The sequence below is a fragment of the uncultured Roseobacter sp. genome (assembly GCF_947491795.1).
Lineage (GTDB): Bacteria > Pseudomonadota > Alphaproteobacteria > Rhodobacterales > Rhodobacteraceae > Roseobacter.
In genome coordinates this window covers 990,795-1,014,047 of the sequence record NZ_CANLKW010000001.1, presented here as the reverse complement: position 1 = coordinate 1,014,047, position 23,253 = coordinate 990,795, and the positions used below count along the sequence as shown (strand labels likewise).

At 60.7% G+C, this 23,253-nt stretch carries 19 protein-coding genes and 1 tRNA gene; 9 read left to right on the top strand and 11 right to left on the bottom strand.

Translation table 11 applies throughout. From position 1 onward, the window contains the following. Positions 1-86: 86 nt before the first annotated feature. The 7 genes from Q1A34_RS04985 to Q1A34_RS04955 form a co-directional block, all read right to left on the bottom strand. On the bottom strand, positions 87-419 hold the full coding sequence (locus Q1A34_RS04985) for a hypothetical protein (protein WP_300031581.1): 333 nt from the start codon (positions 417-419) through the stop codon (positions 87-89). Between the two features lie 441 nt (positions 420-860). Further along, the gene (locus tag Q1A34_RS04980; RefSeq protein ID WP_300031578.1) at positions 861-1,763 is read right to left on the bottom strand and encodes a LysR family transcriptional regulator; all 903 of its coding nucleotides are present in this window, start codon (positions 1,761-1,763) and stop codon (positions 861-863) included. 18 nt (positions 1,764-1,781) lie between these two features. Beyond that, complete coding sequence (leuD, locus tag Q1A34_RS04975; protein ID WP_300031575.1) at positions 1,782-2,387, bottom strand: 3-isopropylmalate dehydratase small subunit; 606 nt, start codon at positions 2,385-2,387, stop codon at positions 1,782-1,784. Beyond that, positions 2,388-3,779, bottom strand: coding sequence for a 3-isopropylmalate dehydratase large subunit (gene leuC, locus Q1A34_RS04970; protein WP_300031572.1), 1,392 nt, complete (start codon positions 3,777-3,779; stop codon positions 2,388-2,390). After that, positions 3,776-4,681 carry an alpha/beta hydrolase gene (locus Q1A34_RS04965; RefSeq protein ID WP_300031569.1) on the bottom strand — a complete coding sequence of 302 codons (906 nt, stop codon included), beginning with the start codon at positions 4,679-4,681 and terminating at the stop codon, positions 3,776-3,778. Before Q1A34_RS04965 ends, leuC begins: the two co-directional genes overlap by 4 nt. A 391-nt stretch (positions 4,682-5,072) precedes the next feature. Then, a tRNA-Gly gene (locus Q1A34_RS04960) sits at positions 5,073-5,147 on the bottom strand. A gap of 133 nt (positions 5,148-5,280) precedes the next feature. Then, positions 5,281-5,646: a VOC family protein gene (locus tag Q1A34_RS04955; RefSeq protein ID WP_366942806.1), complete on the bottom strand. Its 366-nt coding sequence runs from the start codon at positions 5,644-5,646 to the stop codon at positions 5,281-5,283. Positions 5,647-5,973: 327 nt separating this feature from the next. Between Q1A34_RS04955 and Q1A34_RS04950 the strand changes: the two genes are divergently transcribed. Continuing rightward, positions 5,974-6,633 carry a VPLPA-CTERM sorting domain-containing protein gene (locus Q1A34_RS04950; protein WP_300031566.1) on the top strand — a complete coding sequence of 220 codons (660 nt, stop codon included), beginning with the start codon at positions 5,974-5,976 and terminating at the stop codon, positions 6,631-6,633. Positions 6,634-6,720: 87 nt separating this feature from the next. On the opposite strand, the gene Q1A34_RS04945 is transcribed toward Q1A34_RS04950, so the two are convergent. Next, positions 6,721-10,161: a pyruvate carboxylase gene (locus Q1A34_RS04945; protein WP_300031563.1), complete on the bottom strand. Its 3,441-nt coding sequence runs from the start codon at positions 10,159-10,161 to the stop codon at positions 6,721-6,723. Between the two features lie 190 nt (positions 10,162-10,351). Further along, positions 10,352-11,491 (bottom strand): alpha-hydroxy acid oxidase, encoded by a 1,140-nt coding sequence (locus Q1A34_RS04940; RefSeq protein ID WP_300031560.1) that lies wholly within the window; start codon positions 11,489-11,491, stop codon positions 10,352-10,354. Between the two features lie 107 nt (positions 11,492-11,598). On the opposite strand from Q1A34_RS04940, the gene Q1A34_RS04935 reads away from it, so the two are divergent. The 3 genes from Q1A34_RS04935 to Q1A34_RS04925 all read left to right on the top strand — a co-directional run bounded on the left by Q1A34_RS04935 (position 11,599) and on the right by Q1A34_RS04925 (position 16,210). Next, entirely contained in the window at positions 11,599-13,992 is a 2,394-nt protein-coding gene (locus Q1A34_RS04935; RefSeq protein ID WP_300031557.1) for an ATP-dependent helicase, read from the top strand. 450 nt (positions 13,993-14,442) lie between these two features. Further along, complete coding sequence (locus tag Q1A34_RS04930) at positions 14,443-14,799, top strand: c-type cytochrome (protein ID WP_300031554.1); 357 nt, start codon at positions 14,443-14,445, stop codon at positions 14,797-14,799. Positions 14,800-14,950: 151 nt separating this feature from the next. Beyond that, the gene (locus Q1A34_RS04925) at positions 14,951-16,210 is read left to right on the top strand and encodes a PQQ-dependent sugar dehydrogenase (RefSeq protein ID WP_300031552.1); all 1,260 of its coding nucleotides are present in this window, start codon (positions 14,951-14,953) and stop codon (positions 16,208-16,210) included. A 60-nt stretch (positions 16,211-16,270) separates the two neighbouring features. Here Q1A34_RS04925 and Q1A34_RS04920 read toward each other — a convergent pair whose 3' ends face one another. Beyond that, positions 16,271-16,855 (bottom strand): hypothetical protein, encoded by a 585-nt coding sequence (locus Q1A34_RS04920; RefSeq protein WP_300031549.1) that lies wholly within the window; start codon positions 16,853-16,855, stop codon positions 16,271-16,273. 539 nt (positions 16,856-17,394) lie between these two features. Then, positions 17,395-17,622, bottom strand: a complete 228-nt coding sequence (locus Q1A34_RS04915) for a DUF1127 domain-containing protein (protein WP_300031546.1) — start codon at positions 17,620-17,622, stop codon at positions 17,395-17,397. 224 nt (positions 17,623-17,846) lie between these two features. On the opposite strand from Q1A34_RS04915, the gene Q1A34_RS04910 reads away from it, so the two are divergent. The 5 genes from Q1A34_RS04910 to Q1A34_RS04890 all read left to right on the top strand — a co-directional run bounded on the left by Q1A34_RS04910 (position 17,847) and on the right by Q1A34_RS04890 (position 23,252). Next, positions 17,847-18,920, top strand: a complete 1,074-nt coding sequence (locus Q1A34_RS04910; RefSeq protein WP_300031543.1) for an Mrp/NBP35 family ATP-binding protein — start codon at positions 17,847-17,849, stop codon at positions 18,918-18,920. Between the two features lie 698 nt (positions 18,921-19,618). After that, positions 19,619-20,122: a division/cell wall cluster transcriptional repressor MraZ gene (gene mraZ / locus Q1A34_RS04905; protein WP_300031540.1), complete on the top strand. Its 504-nt coding sequence runs from the start codon at positions 19,619-19,621 to the stop codon at positions 20,120-20,122. Positions 20,123-20,125: 3 nt separating this feature from the next. Continuing rightward, the gene (gene rsmH / locus Q1A34_RS04900) at positions 20,126-21,118 is read left to right on the top strand and encodes a 16S rRNA (cytosine(1402)-N(4))-methyltransferase RsmH (protein ID WP_300031536.1); all 993 of its coding nucleotides are present in this window, start codon (positions 20,126-20,128) and stop codon (positions 21,116-21,118) included. Next, a complete protein-coding gene (locus Q1A34_RS04895) occupies positions 21,118-21,480 on the top strand; it encodes a cell division protein FtsL (RefSeq protein ID WP_300031533.1) in 363 nt (120 codons plus the stop codon). The genes rsmH and Q1A34_RS04895 overlap by 1 nt, the downstream gene beginning before the upstream one ends. After that, positions 21,477-23,252 (top strand): penicillin-binding protein 2, encoded by a 1,776-nt coding sequence (locus Q1A34_RS04890; protein WP_300031530.1) that lies wholly within the window; start codon positions 21,477-21,479, stop codon positions 23,250-23,252. Before Q1A34_RS04895 ends, Q1A34_RS04890 begins: the two co-directional genes overlap by 4 nt. Position 23,253 lies beyond the last annotated feature (1 nt).

Sequence of the window (23,253 nt, the reverse complement as noted above, 5' to 3'; positions counted from 1 at the left end):
TTACACCATCGCGCTTATAAGGCGCGGGCCACAGCGGACATGACCGTATTCCCCGACCGGCCTCAGCCGGTTTTTTCGCGCCGTGATCACACAGCTTCAGTACCTTGCTGCCATCGCGGCTGTGCAAAGAGACATGTCAGACACTGGCGGCGCATCGTGTCCCTGGGAACATTCAGAACAAATGCCGGGAGTGATTGCAGAGAAAGGGCCGTTGCAGGCTCCGAAGGCCAGAAGCGGCGGGTCAGATGCCTGAGCGTGGGCAATGACACCTTGCGTTCCTGTTCGTCCGGGTCCCGGTGCAGCAGGTGGGTCAGAAAGACCTGCAGGGGATCGGCCCGACGAACCATGATGATTTCACCGATGACGTGGTGGTTTGGGGGATCAACACACCGCAGAGCACCCTGTGCAAGGGTGGTCATGTTACCCGGTCGCAACGCAGCTGTTTTGTAAGATCAGCTGGAAAAATGATGCTCAAAATTGCACGCCGGGCTTCCGAAAGCCAGACAACGCGATGCGGCGGGGTTTTCGCAATTCAGGTCAGCGATGCCTCGGTTTGGAGTAACAGGGTGTTTGAACGGAAGGCTTTTGGCTAAAGGCTGCGCCGCCAAAGGAACCAGGCTGCCGCGCCAGAGTCGTATGACGTCGAGACCGGTCATAGCCTGGGATGAAACGTCCCGACACGAGGCCGGACCAGCTGAATATGCGCCATGTGGCTTCAGGCTGTGAAATCTGAAGCCTGACTGGACAGGATGCGGGTAAGGTGGACTGCGGCTCACAGATCAGAAATGGCCGTATGCGGTGGATTGCAACTTGGCAATTGGTGAAACCCCCGCGAAACGGACCACCGCATGCTCCGAGCATCATGTTTTGAACAAAGATCCGTTTGCCGTTTCTCTCACAACATCCACGAACCTTGTCAGGGTGTCGGAGTTTCCGGATTTCCGAAACGCGACGTAGAGTTCAATTTGATTTTTGCAGGGTTCAAAGGGGACGAAAGTGACGCCGGGTGGCGCGATGTTCTTTACCCAGGCCGGCACCAGCGCAATCCCAAGACCATGGGCAACGCACTGCAGCAGAGTGGATTTGTCGGTGATCTCGCAGATGATATTCGGTTGGGCACCGATCTGCCGGAAACTGCTCCACAGTGTTTCATGCAGAATAGGCCGCGCGTGCTTTGGATAGCCCACGATCGGTTGACCGACGACGTCGGATGCACAAAGCGACGCCGCGCCTGAGAGTGGATTGGTATCGGCAAGAACCACCACGACCGGCTGGCGGCTGAGCAGCTCGCTGGTAATGAAATCGTCTTTGGGTGGCGTCCGGACAAAAGCCACATCAGTTCTGCGCCCGATCAATTCCTGTGTGTGCTTTTCGGAGGACGAGATTTCGAGGATCTGGACATGGACCGTCGGATCGCTCTGACGAAAAGCCAGGAGCGCCCCTGGCAGCAACATCGAGATGGCTTCATCGACCCCGCTCACCCGGATGTGGCGCAGGTCAGAGGCGGCGGTGTGACGCACGCTGGAAACGGTTCGTTCGATGTCGGCGAGTATTTTCCGGGCATCCTGGAGAAATTCCGATCCGGCCTGGGTCAGGCTGACCTGTCTTGTTGTCCGGAAAAACAACTGTGCGCCCAGTTCTTGTTCCAGTGCCGAGATGCGCTCAGAGAGGGCGGACTGGCTGAGCCTCAGGCGCTCACCCGCCTTTCGGAAGTGGAGCTCTTCTGCGACGGCGACAAAGCATTCCAGTTGCCTGATGTCCAATCCGAATTTCCCTTTCCGTCATTTGATGACGCTGACCCGCATGCCATCTGCCAGCCCGTCTTCGTAAGCCTGGATCGCGTCAGCATAGGCCAGGGTATCGCGCGTGTCATCGGCGCCGTGGATCAGCGCGTATCGCGTGGCATCGTCCATGGAAAAGGGGATGGTCATCTCCCCGGCTCTGATTGTGCGGTCCCGGATGTCGACAGAAAACCCGACGCCGTTCTCAGAACCTGCCAGCTGCAGGAACGCGTCACGTGCCTCGGCGGACACGACGGGCAGGGCCAGCCCGTTTTTGCGGGCATTGTCGTAGAAAATCCCCGCAAAACCTGTGCCGATGCAGGCATCGATGCCTAATTGGCGCATGCCCCAGACCGCATGTTCACGGCTTGATCCGCAGCCGAAATTGTCTCCGACGACCAGGATCGTGGCATCCGACCAGGGTGCCCTGTTCAAAATGAAGTCTGGGCGGATGTTGCCGGTGTCGTCAAACCGCAGATCGGCAAATGCACCATCGGCGAGACCTTCGCGCGAGATGGTGATCAGGAACCGCTTGGGCATGATCACATCGGTATCGACATTTGTCAGCGCAAGAGGGGCGGCAAGGCCGGTCACTGTCCCGGGCATTCAGGAAATCTCCTGTTGAAACGCGCGCACATCGGCAAGATGCCCGGCGATGGCAGCAGCGGCCACCATGGCCGGGCTCATCAGATGGGTGCGCGCACCGCGGCCCTGGCGGCCTTCAAAGTTGCGGTTGGTGGAGGAGGCGACACGTTCGCCGTCCCGGGCGATATCGTCATTCATGGCCAGGCACATCGAACAGCCGCTTTCCGGGCGCCAGTCGAACCCGGCCTCGATAAATACACGATCAAGGCCTTCGGCCTCGGCCTGCATCCGCGTCAAAGCCGAGCCCGGCACAACGATGGCCCCGACGCCTTGAGCGACTTTGCGCCCCCGAAGGATGTCTGCTGCCGCACGAAGGTCTTCAATCCGGCTGTTGGTGCAGGAGCCGATAAAGGCACTGTCAATGTGGATGGACTGCGCCGGTTGCCCCTGTTCCAGACCCATATATTCCAGTGCGCGTGTCAGGGCTGCTTTGGCCCCGGGGGGCATATCCGGGGTGGCAAAAGGGACCGCGCCGTCAATGGGTACGGACTGATCCGGGCTGGTGCCCCAGCTGACCAGCGGTGCGATGTCACCGGCGTCAATGCGGAATACCTGGTCGAATTCTGCATCCGGCTCGGACACCCAGGCCTCAGTGTCAAAATGCAGCATGTCGCTGTGGGCCCGACCGGCGGCGGCGCGGTATGCTTTGGCATCAGCGGCGATCAGGGCGGCGCGCGCGCCAAGCTCTACCGCCATGTTGCAGATGGTCATCCGTCCTGGCATGTTCTGTTCCCGGATCGCTGATCCTGCAAATTCCACCGCAAACCCGTTGGCACCTCCCGCGCCGACAACGTTGATCACCTTCATGATGATGTCCTTGGCCGTGGCCCCGGGCGGCAGATGGCCGTCGACCTCAACCAGCATGGTTTTCAGCCGTTTGTAACGAAGTGTCTGGGAAGCAAGCACATGTTCGACCTCGGACGTGCCAATCCCGAACCCAAGCGCGCCAAAAGCGCCGTAGGTGGTGGTGTGGCTGTCTCCGCAGGCAATCAGCATGCCGGGTGCCACCAGACCCTGTTCAGGCACCACCACATGTTCGATGCCCTGACGCCGGTCGCCCAGGCCATAAAAGGCGATGCCATGTCGGGTGCAATTGGCCTCAAGATTGTCGATCAGCAGTTTCGAGGCCGCGTCATGGGGCTCCTGGCTCCTGGTCGCGTTCACATGATCAATGACGGCGAGATGCGCTTCGGGACGCCGGACCGCGAGGGCTTTGCTGTCGAGACCGGAAAACGCCTGCGGGCTGGTGTATTCATTCATGATGTGGAAATCGACATAAACCAGCATGCCGCCGTCGGGCAGGTCGCAGACCCTGTGGGCGTCGACCAGTTTGTCGTAGAGCGTACGGGTCATCTGGCAGTCTCCGCAAGGATCGGATTTCGGGCGAAGAATTCTGACATTCGCGCTGCGATTTCTTCTGGAATTTCTTCGGCGATATAGTGGGTTGCGTCGAGTGCTTCGCCTTCGACGCGTTCGGCGCGTCTGCGCCAGAGGCTGAGGGCATCGAAACAGGTCTCGATCACGCCCTGTTTCGCCCAGAGCGCAAGGACCGGCATGTCGAGCTTCCGGTCTACGTCTTCATTGTCATGTTCCGTGTCGATGCCGGCGGCCGCCCGGTAATCCTCGCAGCTGGCGTGAATGGCGTCCGGACTTGCGAAGGCCGTCAGATATTCTGACAGGGCTTCGGGCGAAAACGGTGCCTTGCCCCGGGCCTGATTGAAACACTTCAGCTTCCAGAACGCCTCTGGATCCGCACCGATCATCTGCTCCGGCAGTGGCTCTGGCTGTGTCAGAAAGAACCAGTGCCAGTAAGCCTGCGCGAACCGGGCGTTTGTGCCGGCATACATCTCGCGGGTCGGAGCAATATCGAGCAACACCATGGCCGCGACGCGGTCGGGATGATCAAGACCCAGGCGATGCGCCACGCGCGCGCCGCGGTCATGTGCCCCCACCAAAAAGCGCTTGTGCCCCAGACGCTGCATGACTGTGACAATATCACTGGCCATGGCGCGTTTCGAGTAAGGTTGATGCGGCGGACCCGATGCCGGTTTGCCCGAACGGCCATATCCGCGTAAATCCGGGCATATGACCTGAAAGGAGCGGGCCAGTAACGGCGCCACGCCGTGCCACATCGCGGATGTCTGCGGATAGCCGTGCAACAATACAACCGGCGGCGCGCTCTCCGGGCCGGCGCGGCGGACGAACAGGGTTGCACCGTCTCCTTCGATCCACTCCTCCACGAATTCCTGAAACATTTTTCGACTCCCGGGCGACATTGGCTTTTCTTCAGTATCGCAGATCAGATCGGAATAACTATTCGGCAAAAATGATCAATGATACCGACCAATACTGCAGGAAAACCCGGCGATCTTTCATCGTGCGACACACAGTCGGGGAAAGACCAAAGGCGCAAAGCCAAACAAGCCGGGCAATATCGTGAACATTCTGCGTGGCACAGCTTTGTCTATGGTGTTTTTCGGGCGCAGCTCGGGGGTAGAGCCACGGTGCCAAAGCCATGCTTTGCGCACCTTGCCCGGACAGAGGTTCACATTCGCAACTGTGAACGCCAATCAAAATTGTTCATTTTCCAAGGCAAAGCCGCGCTACTTATGCGCAGCAGGTGCTTGTTTTATCTGAGGTCCCCATTGGAGCGGGCGAGGCGATTCGAACGCCCGACCCTAACCTTGGCAAGGTTATGCTCTACCCCTGAGCTACGCCCGCATCCTTGGGTGCCGGTGAGATAGCCCCGCTGGTTATGATCTGCAAGAGAAAAATCCCGGAATTCTGCAAATAGTTTGAAGCAGGACAGTGATGCAGGTGAACAGCCCCGCTGCGGTCGCTCATGTGCGGCGGATCAGATCCCAGCGGTTGCCAAAGGGATCGGCAAAAAATCGGCGACCCGGCCATAGGGTTCATCGCGGGGTTCTTCGTCAAACCGGATTCCTTCGCGTATCAGTCGCGCATGGTCACGTTCAAAATCGTCGGTTTCCGGAAAGAGCCAGACACGCCCGCCGACCTGACGGCCGGTTGCCGCTCTCTGCTCTGGCGTGTCTGCGCGGGCCAGCACGATCTGCACGCCGCCGCCCGGTGCACAAACGGTTACCCAGCGTTTTCTGCCCTGGTTCAGGTCTTCGCAAAGCTCAAAACCAAGTATACCGCAGAAAAAACGAATGCCAGCGTCATAGTCGGGAACAAGAACGGTGAATGCAGAAAGTTTCATGGTGCGGGTCTGCCAGAAAACCCAAGGCGTAACCAGATGTTCCCGCGACCTGGTGGGGAACCTTTCGCATAACAGGAATGGAGAAAGAATCTCACCGGCGGTGAAACTTTCGCTGACCCGGTGCGTAAATTCTCATGACAACACCGCGAAAGGGCAGCTGAATTGCGGCCCTGTGTGTCCGTTGAGGCGCGTGCTGACAGGATCGCGCGGTCAACGCATCAGGATGTGTGCAGAAAAGCCGCGAACCGGGCCGCAGAAAAGACCCGGACAGACCTGATGGAAAGAATGGGATCTCATCGGAGAACAAAGGAAAGTGGGAGTAACGAAGTGAAGAATTTAAGAGCAATGACCGTGGCCCTGGCGACGACGCTTTTCGTGGCCGGTACATCGGTGGCATCCGCTGCAACACTGACAACAGCGGCCTGTGGCTCTGCGCGTGAACTGAGCGCGGTAACGCTGACGCAGGTGGATGCCACCGGTGGTCTCAGCCTCTCGGCGGACCGGTGCATCTATGTCGACGGCAATGATATCAACAGCGGCAAAAAGGCGACGCTGTTGCCGGGGCTGCAAAGTGGCGCGCTTTTCGACCTGAGTGATGCAGGATGGTCTGTGCTGGGCAAATCCGATGATGCGGGCTCGGGCGTCACAGCGGATAACAGAGCGCGCTACGGCGACTGGTCAATTGATGCAGGCGCTGTGATCGACCTGTTCGTGGTGACGCTCAAAGCGGGTTCAAATTATGCGGCCTTTCTGTTTGAGGGTGTGGGGCAGGGCACAGCGTTTTCGGGCACATTCGATTTCAGTCTGCTGACGGACAATCCGGGCTTTAAAATCGAAGGCAAGAAGCTGTCACACCTCGGCGCTGCGACTGCTGCGCCTGTACAGATCGTGCCAACGCCTTTGCCTGCCGCAGGCTGGATGCTGATCGCCAGCGTGGCTGGTCTGGGTGCCTTGAGACGGTTTCGCGGGCAGCGCGCCGTCAGTTGACAACGCCGCCCGGTCACCTGCACCACCGGACAACAAAAGCCCGTGGATTAATACCGCGGGCTTATTGTTTTGGGTCAGATGCTAGGTTTATTCCAGTTCTACCAGCAGATCCTTGGCGTCAATCTGACCGCCAGGCTGGACATGTACCGCTTTGACCACGGCGGCGCGTTCGGCGTGGATGCCGGTTTCCATCTTCATCGCCTCGATGGTCAGCAGCAGATCGCCCGCGTTAACCTTTGCGCCGGTGGTCGCCGCAACAGATGCGACAACGCCTGGCATAGGCGCGCCGATATGGTTGGCATTGCCGGTTTCCGCCTTGGGCCGCTGGGCCGTGCTGGCTTTGACCAGACGGTTGGGCACACGGATCACGCGCGGCTGGCCGTTCAGTTCAAAGAAGACTTTGACCTCGCCGTCCTCGTTGGTGTCACCCACCGCCTGCAGCCGGATTTCCAGGGTCTTGCCAGGGTCGATTTCTGCGGTGATCTCCTCGCCCGGTTCCATCCCGTAAAAGAAGGTGCGTGTGGGCAGCGTACGGACAGGCCCATAGGTCCGATGCCGCCCCATGTAATCGAGGAACACCTTAGGATACATGAGGTATCCGCTCAGGTCCTCATCATCGATCTCTTTGCCTTCAAGGGCTTTGGTGACTTCCTGACGGACCTTCTCCAGATCCGTTGCAGGCAGATGTTTGCCCGGGCGCTCCAGATTGGGTTTTTCGTCCTTGAGCACCTTTTTCACGATGGTGTCGGGGAAACCGCCCGGAGGCTGGCCAAGATTGCCGCGCATCATATCGACCACACTGTCGGGGAAGGACACGTCAGTGCCGGGGTCCTCGACCTCGGCGCGGGTCAGACCCTGTGCCACCATCATCAGCGCCATATCACCAACAACCTTGGAAGACGGCGTGACCTTGACGATATCGCCGAACATCTGGTTCACATCCGCATAGGTGCGGGCGACCTCGGGCCAGCGGTCATCCAGCCCCAGAGAGGCCGCCTGGGCCTTGAGGTTGGTGAACTGCCCGCCAGGCATTTCGTGCAGGTAAACCTCGGAGGAGGGGGCCTGCATGCCGGTCTCGAATGCGGCGTAATGTCCGCGTACTTCTTCCCAGTAGTCGGAGATTTCGCGCACGGCTGCCATGTCCAGCCCGGTGTCCCGGTCAGTATGGTGCAAAGCAGAGACGACAGAGCCCAGAGTCGCCTGGCTGGTATTGCCGGACAGCGCGTCCATGGCGCAGTCCACCGCGTCCACACCGGCCTCTGAGGCGGCGAGGATCGTGGCACAGGCCACGCCCGCCGTGTCATGTGTATGGAAGTGGATCGGCAGCCCCACTTCGGTTTTCAGCGCTTTGATCAGCTGGCGCGCGGCGGCGGGTTTCAGCAGACCGGCCATATCCTTGAGGCCCAGCACATGAGCCCCGGCATCACGCAGCTCTTTGCCCATATCGACATAGTATTTAAGGTTGTACTTGGCGCGGTCCGGGTCGTTGATGTCGCCGGTATAACAGATCGTGCCTTCGCAGACCTTGTCTGCCTCGATCACTGCGTCCATGGCAACGCGCATGTTCTCGACCCAGTTCAGGCTGTCAAACACGCGGAAAACGTCGACGCCGGTGTTGGCGGCGACCCGCACAAATTCCTGCACCACGTTGTCGGGATAGTTGGTGTAGCCCACGCCGTTGGAGGCGCGCAGCAGCATCTGCGTCATCAGGTTGGGCATGGCTGCGCGCAGATCGCGCAGGCGCTGCCAGGGGCATTCCTGCAGGAACCGGTAAGCCACGTCAAAGGTCGCCCCGCCCCAGCATTCAACGCTGAAAAGCTGTGGCAGATTGGCGGAATAGGCCGGTGCCACTTTGATCATATCGTGGCTGCGCATCCGTGTGGCCAGCAGGGACTGGTGACCGTCACGCATGGTGGTGTCGGTGATCAGCAATTGCCTTTGCTGTTTCATCCAGTCGGCCACGGCCTGCGGGCCTTTCTGCTCCAGCAGGTTGCGCGTGCCCATCATCGGCTCGGCGCGCAGGGCAGGCGGGCGCGGGTCTTTGACGTGGGCTGCCGGGCGCGGGTGGTTCTTGGTTTCCGGGTGCCCGTTCACGGTGATATCCGCGATGTAGGTCAGAACCTTGGTGCCCCGGTCACGGCGTTTGGAGAACTGGAAAAGCTCCGGCGTCTCGTCGATGAATTTGGTGTGGTAGGTGTTGTCGAGGAATGTTTCGTGCTTCAGCAGGTTCTCGACAAAGGCGATGTTCGTGCTGACCCCGCGGATACGGAATTCACGCAGCGCTCTATCCATGCGCGCAATCGCGGCTTCGGGCGTCTGGGCCCTGGCGGTCACTTTCACCAGCAGACTGTCGTAGTAGCGCGTGATCACCCCGCCCGAATAGGCGGTACCGCCATCAAGGCGAATGCCCATGCCGGTCGCCTCGCGGAATGCGGTGATGCGGCCATAGTCCGGGATGAAGTTGTTTTGCGGGTCTTCGGTGGTGATCCGGGTCTGCAGGGCGTGGCCGTTCAGGTGCACGTCGCCTTGTGTGGGTTTGTTGGTGGCCTCGGCAATGGTTTTGCCCTCGGCGATCAGGATCTGGGCCTGGACAATGTCGATGCCGGTGACTTCTTCGGTCACGGTGTGTTCGACCTGCACACGCGGGTTCACCTCGATGAAGTAAAACTTGCCATCCGCCATATCCATCAGGAATTCGACTGTACCGGCGCATTCGTAATTCACGTGTTTGCAGATTTTATAGCCCAGCTCGCAGACCTCGGCGCGCTGCGCTTCGGTCAGATAGGGGGCAGGCGCGCGTTCAACGACCTTCTGGTTGCGGCGCTGGACCGAACAGTCGCGCTCATAGAGGTGATACATGCCGCCATGTTTGTCACCCAGTATCTGAACCTCGACGTGGCGGGCCTTCATGATCATCTTTTCCAGATAGCCTTCGCCATTACCAAAGGCCGCTTCGGCCTCGCGCCGGCCTTCGCGGACTTTTTCCTCAAGCTCGGTTTCCTCAAGGATCGGGCGCATGCCCCGGCCGCCGCCACCCCAGGAGGCTTTGAGCATCAAGGGATAGCCGATCTCTCTGGCCTCGGACTTGATGGCTTTCATGTCATCGCCCAGCACCTCGGTGGCGGGGATGACCGGCACACCTGCCTCAACCGCGACACGGCGGGCCGAGGCCTTGTCGCCAAGCGCACGCATCGTGTCTGCACGCGGGCCGATAAAGGTGATGCCGTTCTGGTCGCAGGCATCCACAAATGCAGGGTTTTCAGACAGCAGCCCATAGCCCGGGTGGATCGCATCCGCACCTGAGGCCTTGGCCACGCGGATCATCTCATCAATGCTCAGATAGGCCGCCACCGGCCCCAGGCCCTCGCCGATGCGGTAGGCCTCATCTGCCTTGAACCGGTGCAGGCCCAGTTTGTCCTCTTCGGCATAGACGGCGACCGTTTTCTTTCCCATCTCGTTGGCGGCCCGCATGATGCGGATGGCGATTTCACCGCGATTGGCGATCAGGATTTTCTTGAAGTCTGGCATTTGGGCCCCTTGCGTTCTGGCAGTGGCGTTTGTTTAGGCGCTTTCGTGCTGCGCGTAAACGCGTAGTACTGGGTAGATGCGCGCACTATGCCGCGCTGCGGCAAGAAAGGCAATTTCTTCGCGCACATGCAACCGGAGCTGCGGAACTCAGGCCTCCGGCGGGGATATTTTTCGCCAGAAGAAGGCGATGTCAGTCGAGGACAAAGGGCGCGGGCAGGTCGTTGAGCGTGGCAGCCCCCAGTTGTCCCATGTTCGCTTCAAGGTCCCTGCGCAGAATGTCGGTCAGGTGGTCGATGCCCGCCGGACCCAGGGCTGCCAGCGCATAGTGAAACGCCCGGCCAAGCATCACAAAATCCGCCCCCAGCGCCCGTGCGCGCAGAATATCTAGCCCGCCTTCGACACCGGAATCGAAAATCAGCGGCAGCTTTGTCGCGGCCCGGATCTGCGGCAGGGCCTCGATGCTGGCGGGGGCGGCATCAAACTGTCGGCCTGCGTGGTTCGAGACCCAGAGCGCATCAACACCGCGTTTTTCCAGGGGTTCGGCGTCTTCGGCGCGCAGCACGCCTTTGATCACCAGCGGTCCCTCCCAGGCGTCCCGCAGCCAGCTGACATAGTCCCGGTCCGGTGAGGTGCGCAGCAGGTAGCCTGCGTGCTGCGTCGAGGAGAGCGCAGTGGTGGTTTTGGGCGTGTATTTCTCCAGCCCGCGCATCCGGGGCATGCCGCGCTGTGCCATGCCAATAGCCCAGGCCGGGCGGGTGGCGACCTGCGCCAGCAGGCGCGGGGTCAGGCGGGGCGGCTGCGTCAGGCCCGAACGCGTCTGGCGTTCGCGGCGCGAGGCCACGGGCACGTCAACGGTCAGCACCAGCGTCGAAAACCCGGCGGCTTTGGCGCGCGACAGCATATCGCGGCGGATTTCCTCGTCGCGGGGCGGGTACATCTGAAACCAGGCCTCTGTTCCAAGGTGTGGGGCGACGTCCTCGGGCGACTGGCTGGCCACCGTCGAGAGGGTATAGGGGATGCCCGCGCGGGCCGCCGCGCGCGCCAGATGGCCCTCTGCGTCCGGCCACATCAGACCGGACATCCCCACGGGCGCGATGCCAAAGGGCAGGGGCAGGTCACGGCCCAGCAGGGTGCAGCTGAGATCGGGTGTGAATTCACCGTGCAGGATCGATGGCATCAGCCCCACACGATCCAGGCCTGCGCGGTTGCGGTGTTTTGTGGCCTCGGAGCCGGTGGCCGAGTCGAGATATTCCCAGACAAACTTCGGGATGCGCCGCCTTGCTCTGGCGCGCAGATCGGCGATTGCCGGGTAAGTGCTGTGCAGGTCCATGCGCGTATTTGTCCGTCAGATCAGGCAATTGTCCAGCCCGGTTATCCGGGTGGAACATTGTGTGAACGTCTCTTTTACTTTTTGATGTGGCAGAGTACTGTTGCGCCATGAGCAGTTTTGACGAAATGGACGCCTTTGAAGGCGCATCGCTGAGCGCGCGGGCCATGGCGGCACGCCCGCAACCCTACCTTGACGGGCTGAATCCGGCGCAGCGTGCGGCGGTTGAGCAGCTGGAGGGGCCGGTGCTGATGCTGGCCGGGGCCGGTACGGGCAAAACCCGGGCGCTGACGGCGCGGATCGTGCATCTGCTGAACCGGGGCGTGGCGCGCCCCAATGAGATCCTGGCGGTGACCTTTACCAACAAGGCCGCACGCGAGATGAAAATCCGCGTGTCGAAAATGCTGGGCCAGCCGGTCGAGGGGATGCCCTGGCTGGGCACGTTTCACGCGATCTGTGTCAAACTGCTGCGCCGGCACGCCGAACTTGCCGGGTTGAAATCGACTTTCACCATTCTGGATACAGATGATCAGTTGCGGCTGCTGAAACAGCTGGTGGCGGCGGATGGCATCGACGACAAACGCTGGCCTGCGCGCCAGCTGGCCAGTATCATCGACGGCTGGAAAAACCGCGCACTGACACCGGATAAGGTGCCAGCGGCGGATGCGGGGGCCTATAATCACCGCGGAGTTGCGCTTTACGGGCAATACCAGAAACGCCTGATCGAACTGAACGCGACAGACTTTGGTGACCTGCTGCTGCACATGGTCACGATTTTCCAGAACCATCCGGATGTGCTGGAGCAGTACCAGCGCTGGTTCCGCTATATCCTGGTGGACGAATATCAGGATACCAATGTAGCCCAGTATCTGTGGCTGCGGCTGCTGGCGGGCGGGCATAAAAACATCTGCTGCGTGGGCGATGATGACCAGTCGATCTATGGCTGGCGCGGGGCCGAGGTGGGCAACATCCTGCGGTTTGAAAAGGATTTTCCGGGCGCGCATGTGGTGCGGCTGGAGCAGAACTACCGCTCGACGCCGCATATTCTCAAGGCGGCCTCCGGCGTGATCCGGGGCAATCAGGGGCGTCTGGGCAAAGAGCTCTGGACCGACAGGGAAGATGGCGAAAAGGTCCGGCTGATCGGTCACTGGGACGGTGACGAGGAAGCCCGCTGGATCGGGGACGAGATAGAAGCGGCACAGCGTGGGACACGGGGGCGCGCCCCTGAAAGCCCGAACAACATGGCGATCCTGGTGCGCGCGTCTCATCAGATGCGCGCCTTTGAAGACCGGTTTCTGACCATCGGGCTGCCGTATCGCGTCATTGGCGGCCCGCGGTTTTACGAGCGGATGGAGATCCGCGATGCCATGGCCTATTTTCGCGTGGTGGTCAGCCCGGATGATGATCTGGCCTTTGAGCGGATCGTCAATACGCCCAAACGGGGGCTCGGCGACAAGGCGCAGCAGACGATCCAGCGCCTGGCGCGGGACAACGGTGTCAGCCTGTTTGAAGGTGCACGCATCGTGGTGCAGACCAAAGCCATCGGCGGCAAGGGCGGTAATGCACTTGCGAAGCTTGTCGAAGGGATCGACCGCTGGCGGGGCCAGATGCAGGCGCGCATTCTGCTGGACGATGACGCGGTGCTGGATGCAGGTGGGCAGGGACGGCCTGAGATCAGCCATGTGGAACTGGCAGGGATTATCCTGGATGAGAGCGGTTATACCGCCCACTGGCAGAATGAAAAAACCCCCGAAGCGCCCGGGAGGCTGGAAAACCTCAAGGAACTGGTCAAGGCGCTGGAGGGGTTTGAGAACCTGCAGGGGTTCCTCGAACACGTCAGTCTGATCATGGACAACGAAAGTGAGAATGCCGAGGAAAATGTGTCCATCATGACGCTGCACGCAGCCAAGGGGTTGGAATTTCCTGTTGTTTTCCTGCCGGGCTGGGAGGACGGGCTGTTCCCGTCGCAGCGCTCGATGGATGAAAGCGGTGTGAAGGGCCTCGAGGAAGAACGGCGGCTTGCCTATGTCGGCATCACGCGCGCCGAAGAGGTCTGTACGATTTCCTTTGCGGCCAATCGCCGGATCTTTGGCCAGTGGCAGAACTCGATGCCGTCGCGCTTTATCGACGAGCTGCCCGAAGAACATGTGGATGTGCTGACCCCGCCGGGGCTTTACGGCGGCGGCTATGGGGCCGCGGCGCCCACATCGACGCTGCATGAGGCGGCGGCCGAGGCAAATGTCTATAACTCGCCGGGCTGGCGACGCCTGCAGGCCCGCGCGCAGGAACGGCCCATGAGCCAGCCGCGAGAGACCCGCAATACCGTGATCGATATGAACGCCGTGTCTGGTTTCACGGTCGGCGAACGGGTGTTTCACCAGAAATTCGGTTATGGCGCGGTGCAGGGGATCGAAGGCGACAAGCTGGAAATCGCCTTTGAAAAGGCGGGCACGAAGAAGGTCGTCGCCAGGTTTGTCAGCGCATCGGACGATATACCGTTCTGATGTTCCGGCCCTGACCCTGCGGGAGCGTATGGGTTGCAACAGCATTGACCGGATGCGCGCAAATGTTGTTTTCAGAACGAGACAGGACACTGCGCGACTGACACACTGACGACCCGTCGGTGTCAGCCAGAGGTATCGGGTACTGCGGAAACGGCGACCTGCCGCTGGCCGCTGCGCACTTCTTTTCTGCCCTGCAGCGCCCGCCCCATCGGCCCGCGACATAATGAGAATTCCCGCATCAGAACAATCCCCCATCGTATGGCGCAGGGTCAAAAGGCGCATGCAAAGGCTTGCCGGCCGGCGCGGATTTTCTCCTTCTGAGCGAGCCTGTTCGCGGACAGGTTGATTTTTTCCAGGAAGCTGCCAGAGTGTTAACAGGTTGCTGCGCATCGGTTTCTCAACTGTTGCGCGAAGTGCGGCAGCGACGCCGGACAGGCAGAAAGGAAAAGAATGCCGATATCTCTGAGGTTGCCGCTGGCGCTGACAGTTTCGATGGTTCTTGCGCAGGGCGTTTATGCAGCCGATGACGATAGCCAGAGCAGCGCGCAAAGTCTGACAGGCGATGTCGACGCAGGTGCCGTGCTTTACAAAAAAGACTGCCGGGGGTGCCATGGCCCCACGGCCAAGGGCCTGGCCAGCTATCCGAAGCTGCGGGGCCAGACGGTGGAATATCTGGCGGACAAACTGACCAGATACCGCAAGGGCGAAAAATTCGGACCGAACACACCCCTTATGGCGCCGCGTGCCAAAAAACTTTCGGATGAAGACATTATCAACATCTCAGCATTCGTCGCATCGCTCGAATAGCGCGACCGCGACCGGCTGCCGGGGGTGCCGCAGAGCGCCGGGCCGCCTTCACAGTTTCGACCGTTTACGATCTGAGGCAGTGCGTTAGCCAGTATCCACATCCTTCGGGCAGGATGAACCAGAATACTTTTGGGAGGAAAATATGTTACCAATGCAACGCTCTTGGGCGCTGGCTTTTGCCGTCGGTGCCGTCGTCTGTGCCGCTCCGGCACTGGCGCAGAACACGACAAGTCTGACGCACACGCTGGTGCTGGATGACCTGGAAAACCCGTGGGACATGGCGTTCCTGGATGACGGGACGATGTTTTACACCGAAAAATGCAAAGGCCTGTCTGTGCTGATGCCATCCGGCGAAACAAAGGCCGTCCTCGGCATGGGCGGTGTTGATGGCTATGGCTCCAGTGCGGATGACCTCTTTTGCGAGGGGCAGGCGGGGATGATGGGCGTTGCCGTCGATCCGGACTTTGCCGACAACCGCCGCATCTACGTCTACTCCACCTCCAATATGGTGACGCCGCACACGAACCGGCTGATGCGGTTCGAGGTCAGCGATGATTTCTCCAGCCTGTCAGAGCGCACCGATATTGTTGAGGATGTGCCCTACAAGATGAAGGCATCAGACCACCCATTTGGTGGTCCGGGCGCGCATAACGGCGGGCGCGTGCGGTTCAATCCGGTGGATGGATATCTGTATCTGACGACCGGTGACACGCACAACGGTCAGGTGCCGCAAAGCCCGACGATGATGGGGTCAAAGGTGATCCGCATTGACACCGACGGCACACCCGCGGCAGAGAACACGCCGCCCGTGGGCTTTGACAAGCGCACCTACACCTACGGTCACCGGAATGTTCAGGGGATTGCGTTCCACCCGGAAACCGGTGCCGCCATTGCCGCCGAGCACGGCCCCTGGCATTCGGATGAGATCACGGTTCTGCGTAACGGCGGCAACGCCGGCTGGGATCCGCGCCCGAATATGGCCGGACGCGGTGACTGCCCGGACAACTACTGTGGCTACAGTCCGAACCAGATGGTGGGGGAAAACCGGTTTGCGCGGGCATCCTGGATGCCGATGACGGATTTCGGAACCTATCCGGACGCCATGCCACCGATCTGGAACAACAACGGTTGGTCACAGGGCACATCCTCGGCGGCGTTCCTCGAGGGCGACGCCTGGGGTGACTGGAACGGTGCCATGGTTGTTGGTCTGATGGGCATCGGCTTTGGGGGCACGCCTCTGGGACAGCGGATTGATGTGATCCAGCTGACAGAGGACGGCACCGAGGTCGAGGACGTCACAGAGATGACCCTGCCGATGGAATCGGGGCGTTTCCGCTCGCTGGTTCTGGGGCCGGACGGCAGCCTCTATGCGGCCGTGGACGAAGGGATGATCCACAAGATTACGCCCTGATCTTCTGAAAACCGGCTGCGCGGCCTTTCGGGGCGGCGCAGCCGACCTGTGCGCAACGCATCAGTTGCCCAGTACAAAGGCCTGCGAAATTTCAAACCGCTGGTCGTCGACGCGGATCATGTAAATCCCCTCGCGCAGTTCCCAGTCCATATCTGTGCCCACACCGGACATCGTGGCGCTCGCCCGCATAAACGCACCGTGGGTAAACCAGAGCTGTCGCGCAAAACCGTTTGCAAAAGTCACAACCACTGTCGCGTCCCCGCCGCCGCTGCGGGCAACGGCAGCTTGGCATGTGCCAAACGACTGGCCCTGTTCCTGCGCGCAGGGCAGGGTGTCCGCAGCATCAAAATCCTTTTTGCGGGCGCGTGTCCTGCTGGTGTCGGGGCCATGGGGCACCACGCCGTCCGGCCCCCGCGCGGGCGCAAGCTGATCCGCAGGCAGGTATCCGCCCGGGCCTTTGCGCAGTGGGGCGACATGGCACCAGGTCTCCGGCAACTCCTGTGTGCAGCCGAGGTTTTTCAGCACAGCGCCCTGTGATACGTCATGCGCCGTTTCGGACCCGGCCTGTGGTTTCAAATGCAGTTTCGACGCACCCGCGGTGACGACAAGACGTCTGGGGCCGCCATCCTCCGGCGCGCTGTACACGGTTGCCGGACCGCTCTGTGCGATAGCTGACCCGGACGGCACCGATATGCCCGTGCAGAGCATGAAGAGTAGAAGAAAGCGGCTGGGACCGGCTGTCACGGGGGGTATCTCACTGTTGCCTGGCGGCATATGCGCAGGTCACAGATGCTATTTTCGCAGGCGGCCCTGGTCAAGCGCGCCCTCTGGCCCGGGTCAGACCTGCAAGGCACAAAAAAAGCGGCCCCCGGGAGGAGTGGGGACCGCTTTCTTATGTCCGGCAGTGTTTTTCTGGGAGGAAAAGATACAGCGCCGGTCGTTTGTGGCCGTTCTGGCCGTCGTAAGGAGCGGTGGCATCCGGGAGGAGGATGAATGCCACCGCCTGAATTCAGTCGCACCCGGGAGGAGGTGGGTACTTCCGAAACGCGTTCCGGGGCGTTTGCGCCGCCGGTGCCCGTCAAAGCGGGCTGTGTTCACAAGCGACGGCATCCGGGAGGAGGATAGATGCCGCCGCCTTTGGTCAGATTTCCCGGGAGGAGGTGGGAAACCCGATCTCGTGCTGCTCAGAGAGCAACTTTTTCGCAGGCCGTCTGCCACGCCAGGTGGCGGAAACCGGAGCGGTGCAGACCGAGGTCAGATGCTTCCCGGTCACTCAGCGTGCTGAGCTCGTTCAGGGTGTGGCGGTACAGGCTGTACCGCGCATACCGTTTTGCTGCGGATGCGAAGAATTCAGAAGCTGCTGCCAGAGCGCGGACGCCCAGGCTGTCTGTTGTCGCGAGTGTCTGTTCCATGTAAGCCATTGTTCAAGCTTTCTTGTCTGTGTGTTGTGAACCATATTTAGGGAAATGCTGCGGGTGCACAATGCACAGATATACAATGCTGCTATGCAGCATATGCATGGGCGACGCAGGGTAAATTTTTGCATGTTGCTAAAGGTTTAGGCATTTTTGACCGGATGCTGGTGTTCGCTGGAACATGTGCTATCTGAACGGGCGCATTTGAGGAGAAATTGAGCATGTCTGTGACAAAGGCCCAGATTGAGGCGGCACTGGAAAAGGTGTCATTGCCCGACGGGCGCAGCCTGATCGCGCATGATTTGATTCGTGCGCTGACTGTTGACGGCGGCACCGTGCGCTTTGTCATTGAAGCACCGACCCCGGAGGTCGCCCGCCAGATGGGGCCGCTGCGTGATGCCGCCGAACAGACCGTCGCCGCACTGCCTGGTGTGACCCAGGCGACGGTGGCACTGACCGCCCATGGCCCGGCTGAAAAGAAACCGGCACCGCCCAGCCTCAAAATCGGGGGCCACCCCAAACCCCAGGAGGGGCCCACAAAACCAACCGGCGTCCAGCGCATTCTCGCCATCGGTTCCGGCAAGGGCGGTGTTGGCAAATCGACGGTGTCGTCCAATCTCGCCGTGGCGCTGGCGCGGGCGGGGCGCAAAGTCGGCCTGCTGGACGCTGATATATATGGTCCCAGTCAGCCGCGCATGATGGGTATTAACAAACGCCCGGCTTCTCCCGACGGCAAAACGATCATCCCGCTGCACGCCCACGGTGTCACCCTGATGTCGATCGGCTTTATGCTCGAGGACGGCAAGGCGGTGGTCTGGCGCGGGCCAATGCTGATGGGTGCGCTGCAGCAGATGCTGGGACAGGTGGAATGGGGCGAGCTTGACGTCCTGCTCGTGGACCTGCCCCCGGGCACCGGTGATGTGCAGCTGACACTGTGTACCAAATCCGAACTGACGGGCGCCATTGTGGTCTCAACACCGCAGGATGTGGCCCTTATAGATGCACGCAAAGCGCTGGACATGTTTGATACACTTAAAACGCCGGTGCTGGGTCTGATCGAGAATATGTCGATGTTCGTCTGTCCGGACTGCGGGTCCGAGCATCAGATCTTCGGGCAGGGCGGGGTCGCGGCAGAGGCGGAAAGGCTGGGCATACCGCTGCTGGGCGCGCTGCCGATTGATCTGGACACGCGGCTTGCAGGCGATGGCGGGACACCCATTGCAGCGGGTGACGGCCCGATGGCCCAGGCTTATGCCCGCATCGCCGAAGGCCTGATCAAAGGCGGCATGGCCTAGAGCAGGCGGCTTTCCCCGACGGGTCTGCCTCCCTGCGCTGCCCGTGTCTACCCTGTCGTGGGAATTCATGGGCAGTGATGCGGGAGTCCACAGCCGTTGACGCCGCATGGCTCTCAGAAATCCGAATCAAACCGATGATTTCTGCTGTTTTCAGCTGATTCTGGCTTTTGCGGGCTGGAACAAAATGGAAACACTTGACTTTAAAATTTGTAACCGGCGGAAATCCGGGAAAATATGGGAAAATATCTGTTAACCATCTTGATCTACATATAGTAGGCACGATGGCCATATGCGCAATTTATGCTCAAATTTGAGGTATATCCTCTCAATATCTTGTTTGTGGTAATGCTGGAAAACAAGATTTAGCAATTCGGTAACCAAAAATCCCTTGCCGTACCATGTTTTCCCACAGTATACCTTTCTACATCAGATGAGAACGAGCCCGGGGCACCAAACGACCCCACGCACATAAAAACTCTAGCAGGTTTCATACAGGCACCTCGCTTTCATCAGACCAAGAGATCCGGCGCGCGAGCGAGCAGACATCCCCCCAGGTGGCGCGCGCGACTGGACTTCCCCGCAAAGTCGGGACGAGGGCGGCGGGTTGATCAGTGGCAGCAGATCAACCCGCCGTTTCCATTTTACGGCAGGGGGATACGCGCGCTACTTAATGCAGCGCTTTAAGTTGGGAAAAGGCAGTGAGCCGCAGGTTCAGAGGCGAAAGCCATCACAAGGTCGATACAAAGGGGCGGGTCTCGATTCCAGCCTCTTTTCGCCGTGTGATCGAGGCCGCCGATCCCAACTGGACCCCGGGCGATGCGCCCGAGCTGGTCATTGTCTATGGCGACCACCGCCGCAATTACCTTGAATGCTACACCATGCAGGCCATCGACGAGGTGGACGATAAGATTGACGCCCTGCCGCGCGGCTCGATCGAGCGTAAAATGCTCCAGCGCCTTTTTCACGGCCAGTCCTTCCCCACCTCGGTGGATGAAACCGGCCGCCTGGTGCTGCCGGCTAAGCTGCGCCAGAAGATCGGCCTCGACAAAGAGGCGTTCTTTATCGCGGCGGGCGACACTTTCCAGATCTGGCGGCCCGAAACCTACGAGGCCGAGGAAGCCGCCAAAACCGACGCATGGCTGGATGAGCTGCCGGAGGATTTTGATCCGCTGGTATTCCTCGATGGGAAACAAGGGGAGTAGGTCATGGCTGCTGCGGCCAAATCTGACAGGTCTGCCCCGCATATTCCCGTACTGCTGCCCGCAATCCTGAATGCCGTTTCACCCGTTACCGGCACATGGCTCGATGGCACCTTTGGGGCTGGCGGGTATACCCGTGGCCTGCTGGATGCAGGTGCTGCGCGCGTTATTGCGGTGGACCGCGACCCGCTGGCTTTTGAGATGGCCGCTGACTGGGCGGCAGCCTACGGTGACCGCCTGGTGCAGCAGCGCGGCGTTTTCTCTGCGATGGACAGCTATGCTGCGGATCTGGACGGGGTCGTGCTCGATCTCGGCGTCTCCTCCATGCAGCTTGATCTGGCAGAACGGGGCTTTTCGTTCATGCGCGACGGCCCGCTTGACATGCGGATGAGCCAGGAAGGTCTTTCGGCCGCCGATATCGTCAACGAGGCCTCAGAGGAGGTCATCGCCAACATCCTGTTCCAGTACGGCGAAGAGCGCGCCAGCCGCCGAATTGCAAAGGCAATCGCCCGCGAACGCGCGCTGGAGCCCATCTCCACCACCCTGCGACTGGCGGGCATTATCGAAGGCTGCCTGCCCCGGGCAAAACCCGGACAGTCGCATCCCGCAACACGCAGTTTCCAGGCGCTTCGGATCGCGGTGAATGACGAATATGGGGAGCTTTTTCAGGGCCTTATGGCGGCGGAACGTGCGCTGAAACCAGGGGGCTGGCTGGCCGTTGTGACCTTTCATTCGGTCGAGGACCGGATGGTGAAACGTTTTCTGACAGCGCGGAGCGGGGCGGGGGGCAATGCCAACCGCTTTGCGCCGGAAACCCACCGGGATGCGCCGCAGTTCACGCAACCGTCGCGCAAGGCCATTTCGGCAGACGAAGCCGAGACCGCCGCTAATCCGCGCGCCCGTTCTGCCCGTTTGCGGGTCGCCGTGCGCACCGATGCTCCGGCGGGCGACATTGATGCAAAATCCATCGGCATGCCGGTGGTCAGAGAGGTGATCTGATGCGTACGTTCCTCTATATCCTCACCACGCTCAGTGTGATTGGTCTGGCGTTCTGGGCCTACCGTGAAAACTATGCCACGCAGGGAGCGCTGGCCGAAACGCGCGATCTGCGCCAGGACATCCTCGAGGCGCATGAACGTCTGGCGGTCCTGCGCGCCGAATGGGCCTATCTGAACCGTCCCGACCGTCTGCGCGATCTGGCGGATATCAACTTTGACAGGCTGGGTTTGTTGCCGCTGCGCCCTGACCAGTTTGGCAATGTGGATCAGGTCGCTTATCCCCCTGATCCGATTATCGAAATTGAAAATGCGGTCGATGTTTCCAGCCTTGGCGCGGAACAGGCCGGAGAGGTGCTGCAATGATCCGTACCCCCCTGCGTCCGCTTGCCCGTATTCTTGATGCGCGCGCCAAAGGCGAAAACCCCGATGCGATCGAGCGCGAGAACATCCATATCCGTCACGAACAGATGCGCGATCACGCCCGTCAGCGGGCCGAAGGGCGTCTGCTGATCCTCGGGTTCTTCTTTCTGTGCGCCTTTATGGTCGTCGGGGCCCGCATGGGCATGATGGCCACGTCCGAGCCGCGCGAGCCGCGCGCCGAGGCCCCCGGTTCCGTGATCCACGCGGCACGTGCCGATATCATCGACAGGCACGGCAACCTGCTGGCCACGAACTTTGAGACCCACGCGCTTTATGCCCAGCCGCCCCAGATGGTGGACCCGGCGCATGCCGCCCGTGAACTGGTGGCAATCTTTCCGGATCTCGACGAAAAGGAGTTGCTGGAAAACTTCACCGGCACCCGCAAGTTCCTGTGGATAAAGCGGAAAATAAGCCCCGAGCAGATGCAGGCCGTGCACGAGATCGGCGATCCGGGTCTGCTCTTTGGTGCCCGTGACATGCGCCTTTACCCCAATGGGGCGCTGGCGGCGCACGTGCTGGGCGGGGCGAGCTATGGCAAAGAAGGTGTGAACGCAGCCGAGGTGATCGGCGTTGCGGGGGTCGAGAAATACTTTGATGACTACCTGCGGGACCCGGCCAACGGCCAGTTACAGCTGTCTCTGGATCTGACCGTCCAGGCGGCCGCCGAACGTGTGCTCTATGGCGGAATGAAGCTGATGAATGCCAAGGGGGCCACCTCTGTTCTGATGGATGTGCACACCGGCGAAGTGGTCAGCGTCGTCTCGCTCCCCAGCTTCGATCCCAACCGCCGTCCGCGCCCGGAGGCCACCGGCGACGCCTCTGACAGCCCGCTGTTCAACCGGTCGGTGCAGGGCGTCTATGAGCTGGGCTCGACCTTCAAGATTTTCACAGCGGCCCAGGCGATGGACCTTGGTCTGGTGAATGCTGACACAGTGATCGATACCCGGGGCCCGCTGCGCTGGGGCAAATTCCGCATCCGGGATTTCCGCAACTACGGCAACGAGATGTCGGTCTCCAAGATCATCGTGAAAAGCTCCAACATCGGCACGGCACGTCTGGCCCAGCAGATCGGCGTGGAGCGGCAGCGCGCCTTTCTCAAAAAGCTGGGCATGCTGGAGGCCACCGGTTTCGAGATTGTCGAGGCCGCAGGGGGCAAGCCGCTCCTGCCCAAAAACTGGTCCGAGCTGAGCGCCATGACCATTTCCTATGGCCACGGTCTGTCCACCTCGCCCATGCATCTGGCCGCCGGTTATGCAGCCATTGCCAACGGCGGCTACAAGGTGCAGCCCACCATCCTCAAACAGAACGGCCCGCGTCTGGGCGAGCGTGTTTTCACCGAACGCTCGGCTGCCGAGGCGCGCCGCATGCTGCGCCGTGTGGTCACCGAAGGCACTGCCAGCTTTGGCGAGGTCGAAGGCTATGCGGTGGGCGGCAAGACCGGCACTGCCGACAAACCGCGCCCGCAGGGCGGCTATTACGAGGACAAGGTGATCGCCACTTTTGCCTCCGTCTTTCCCGCCCACGATCCGCGCTATGTGCTGATTGTCACGCTCGATGAACCGGTCGATACCACCGGCGACGAGCCGCGCCGCACCGCCGGATGGACAGCCGTGCCCGTCGCCGCCGAGATGATCCGTCGCGTCGCGCCGCTGCTGGGTCTCAGACCAGGCGTTGAACCCGCGCCCGTGACCGATATAAAGCTGACCTCAAACTGAT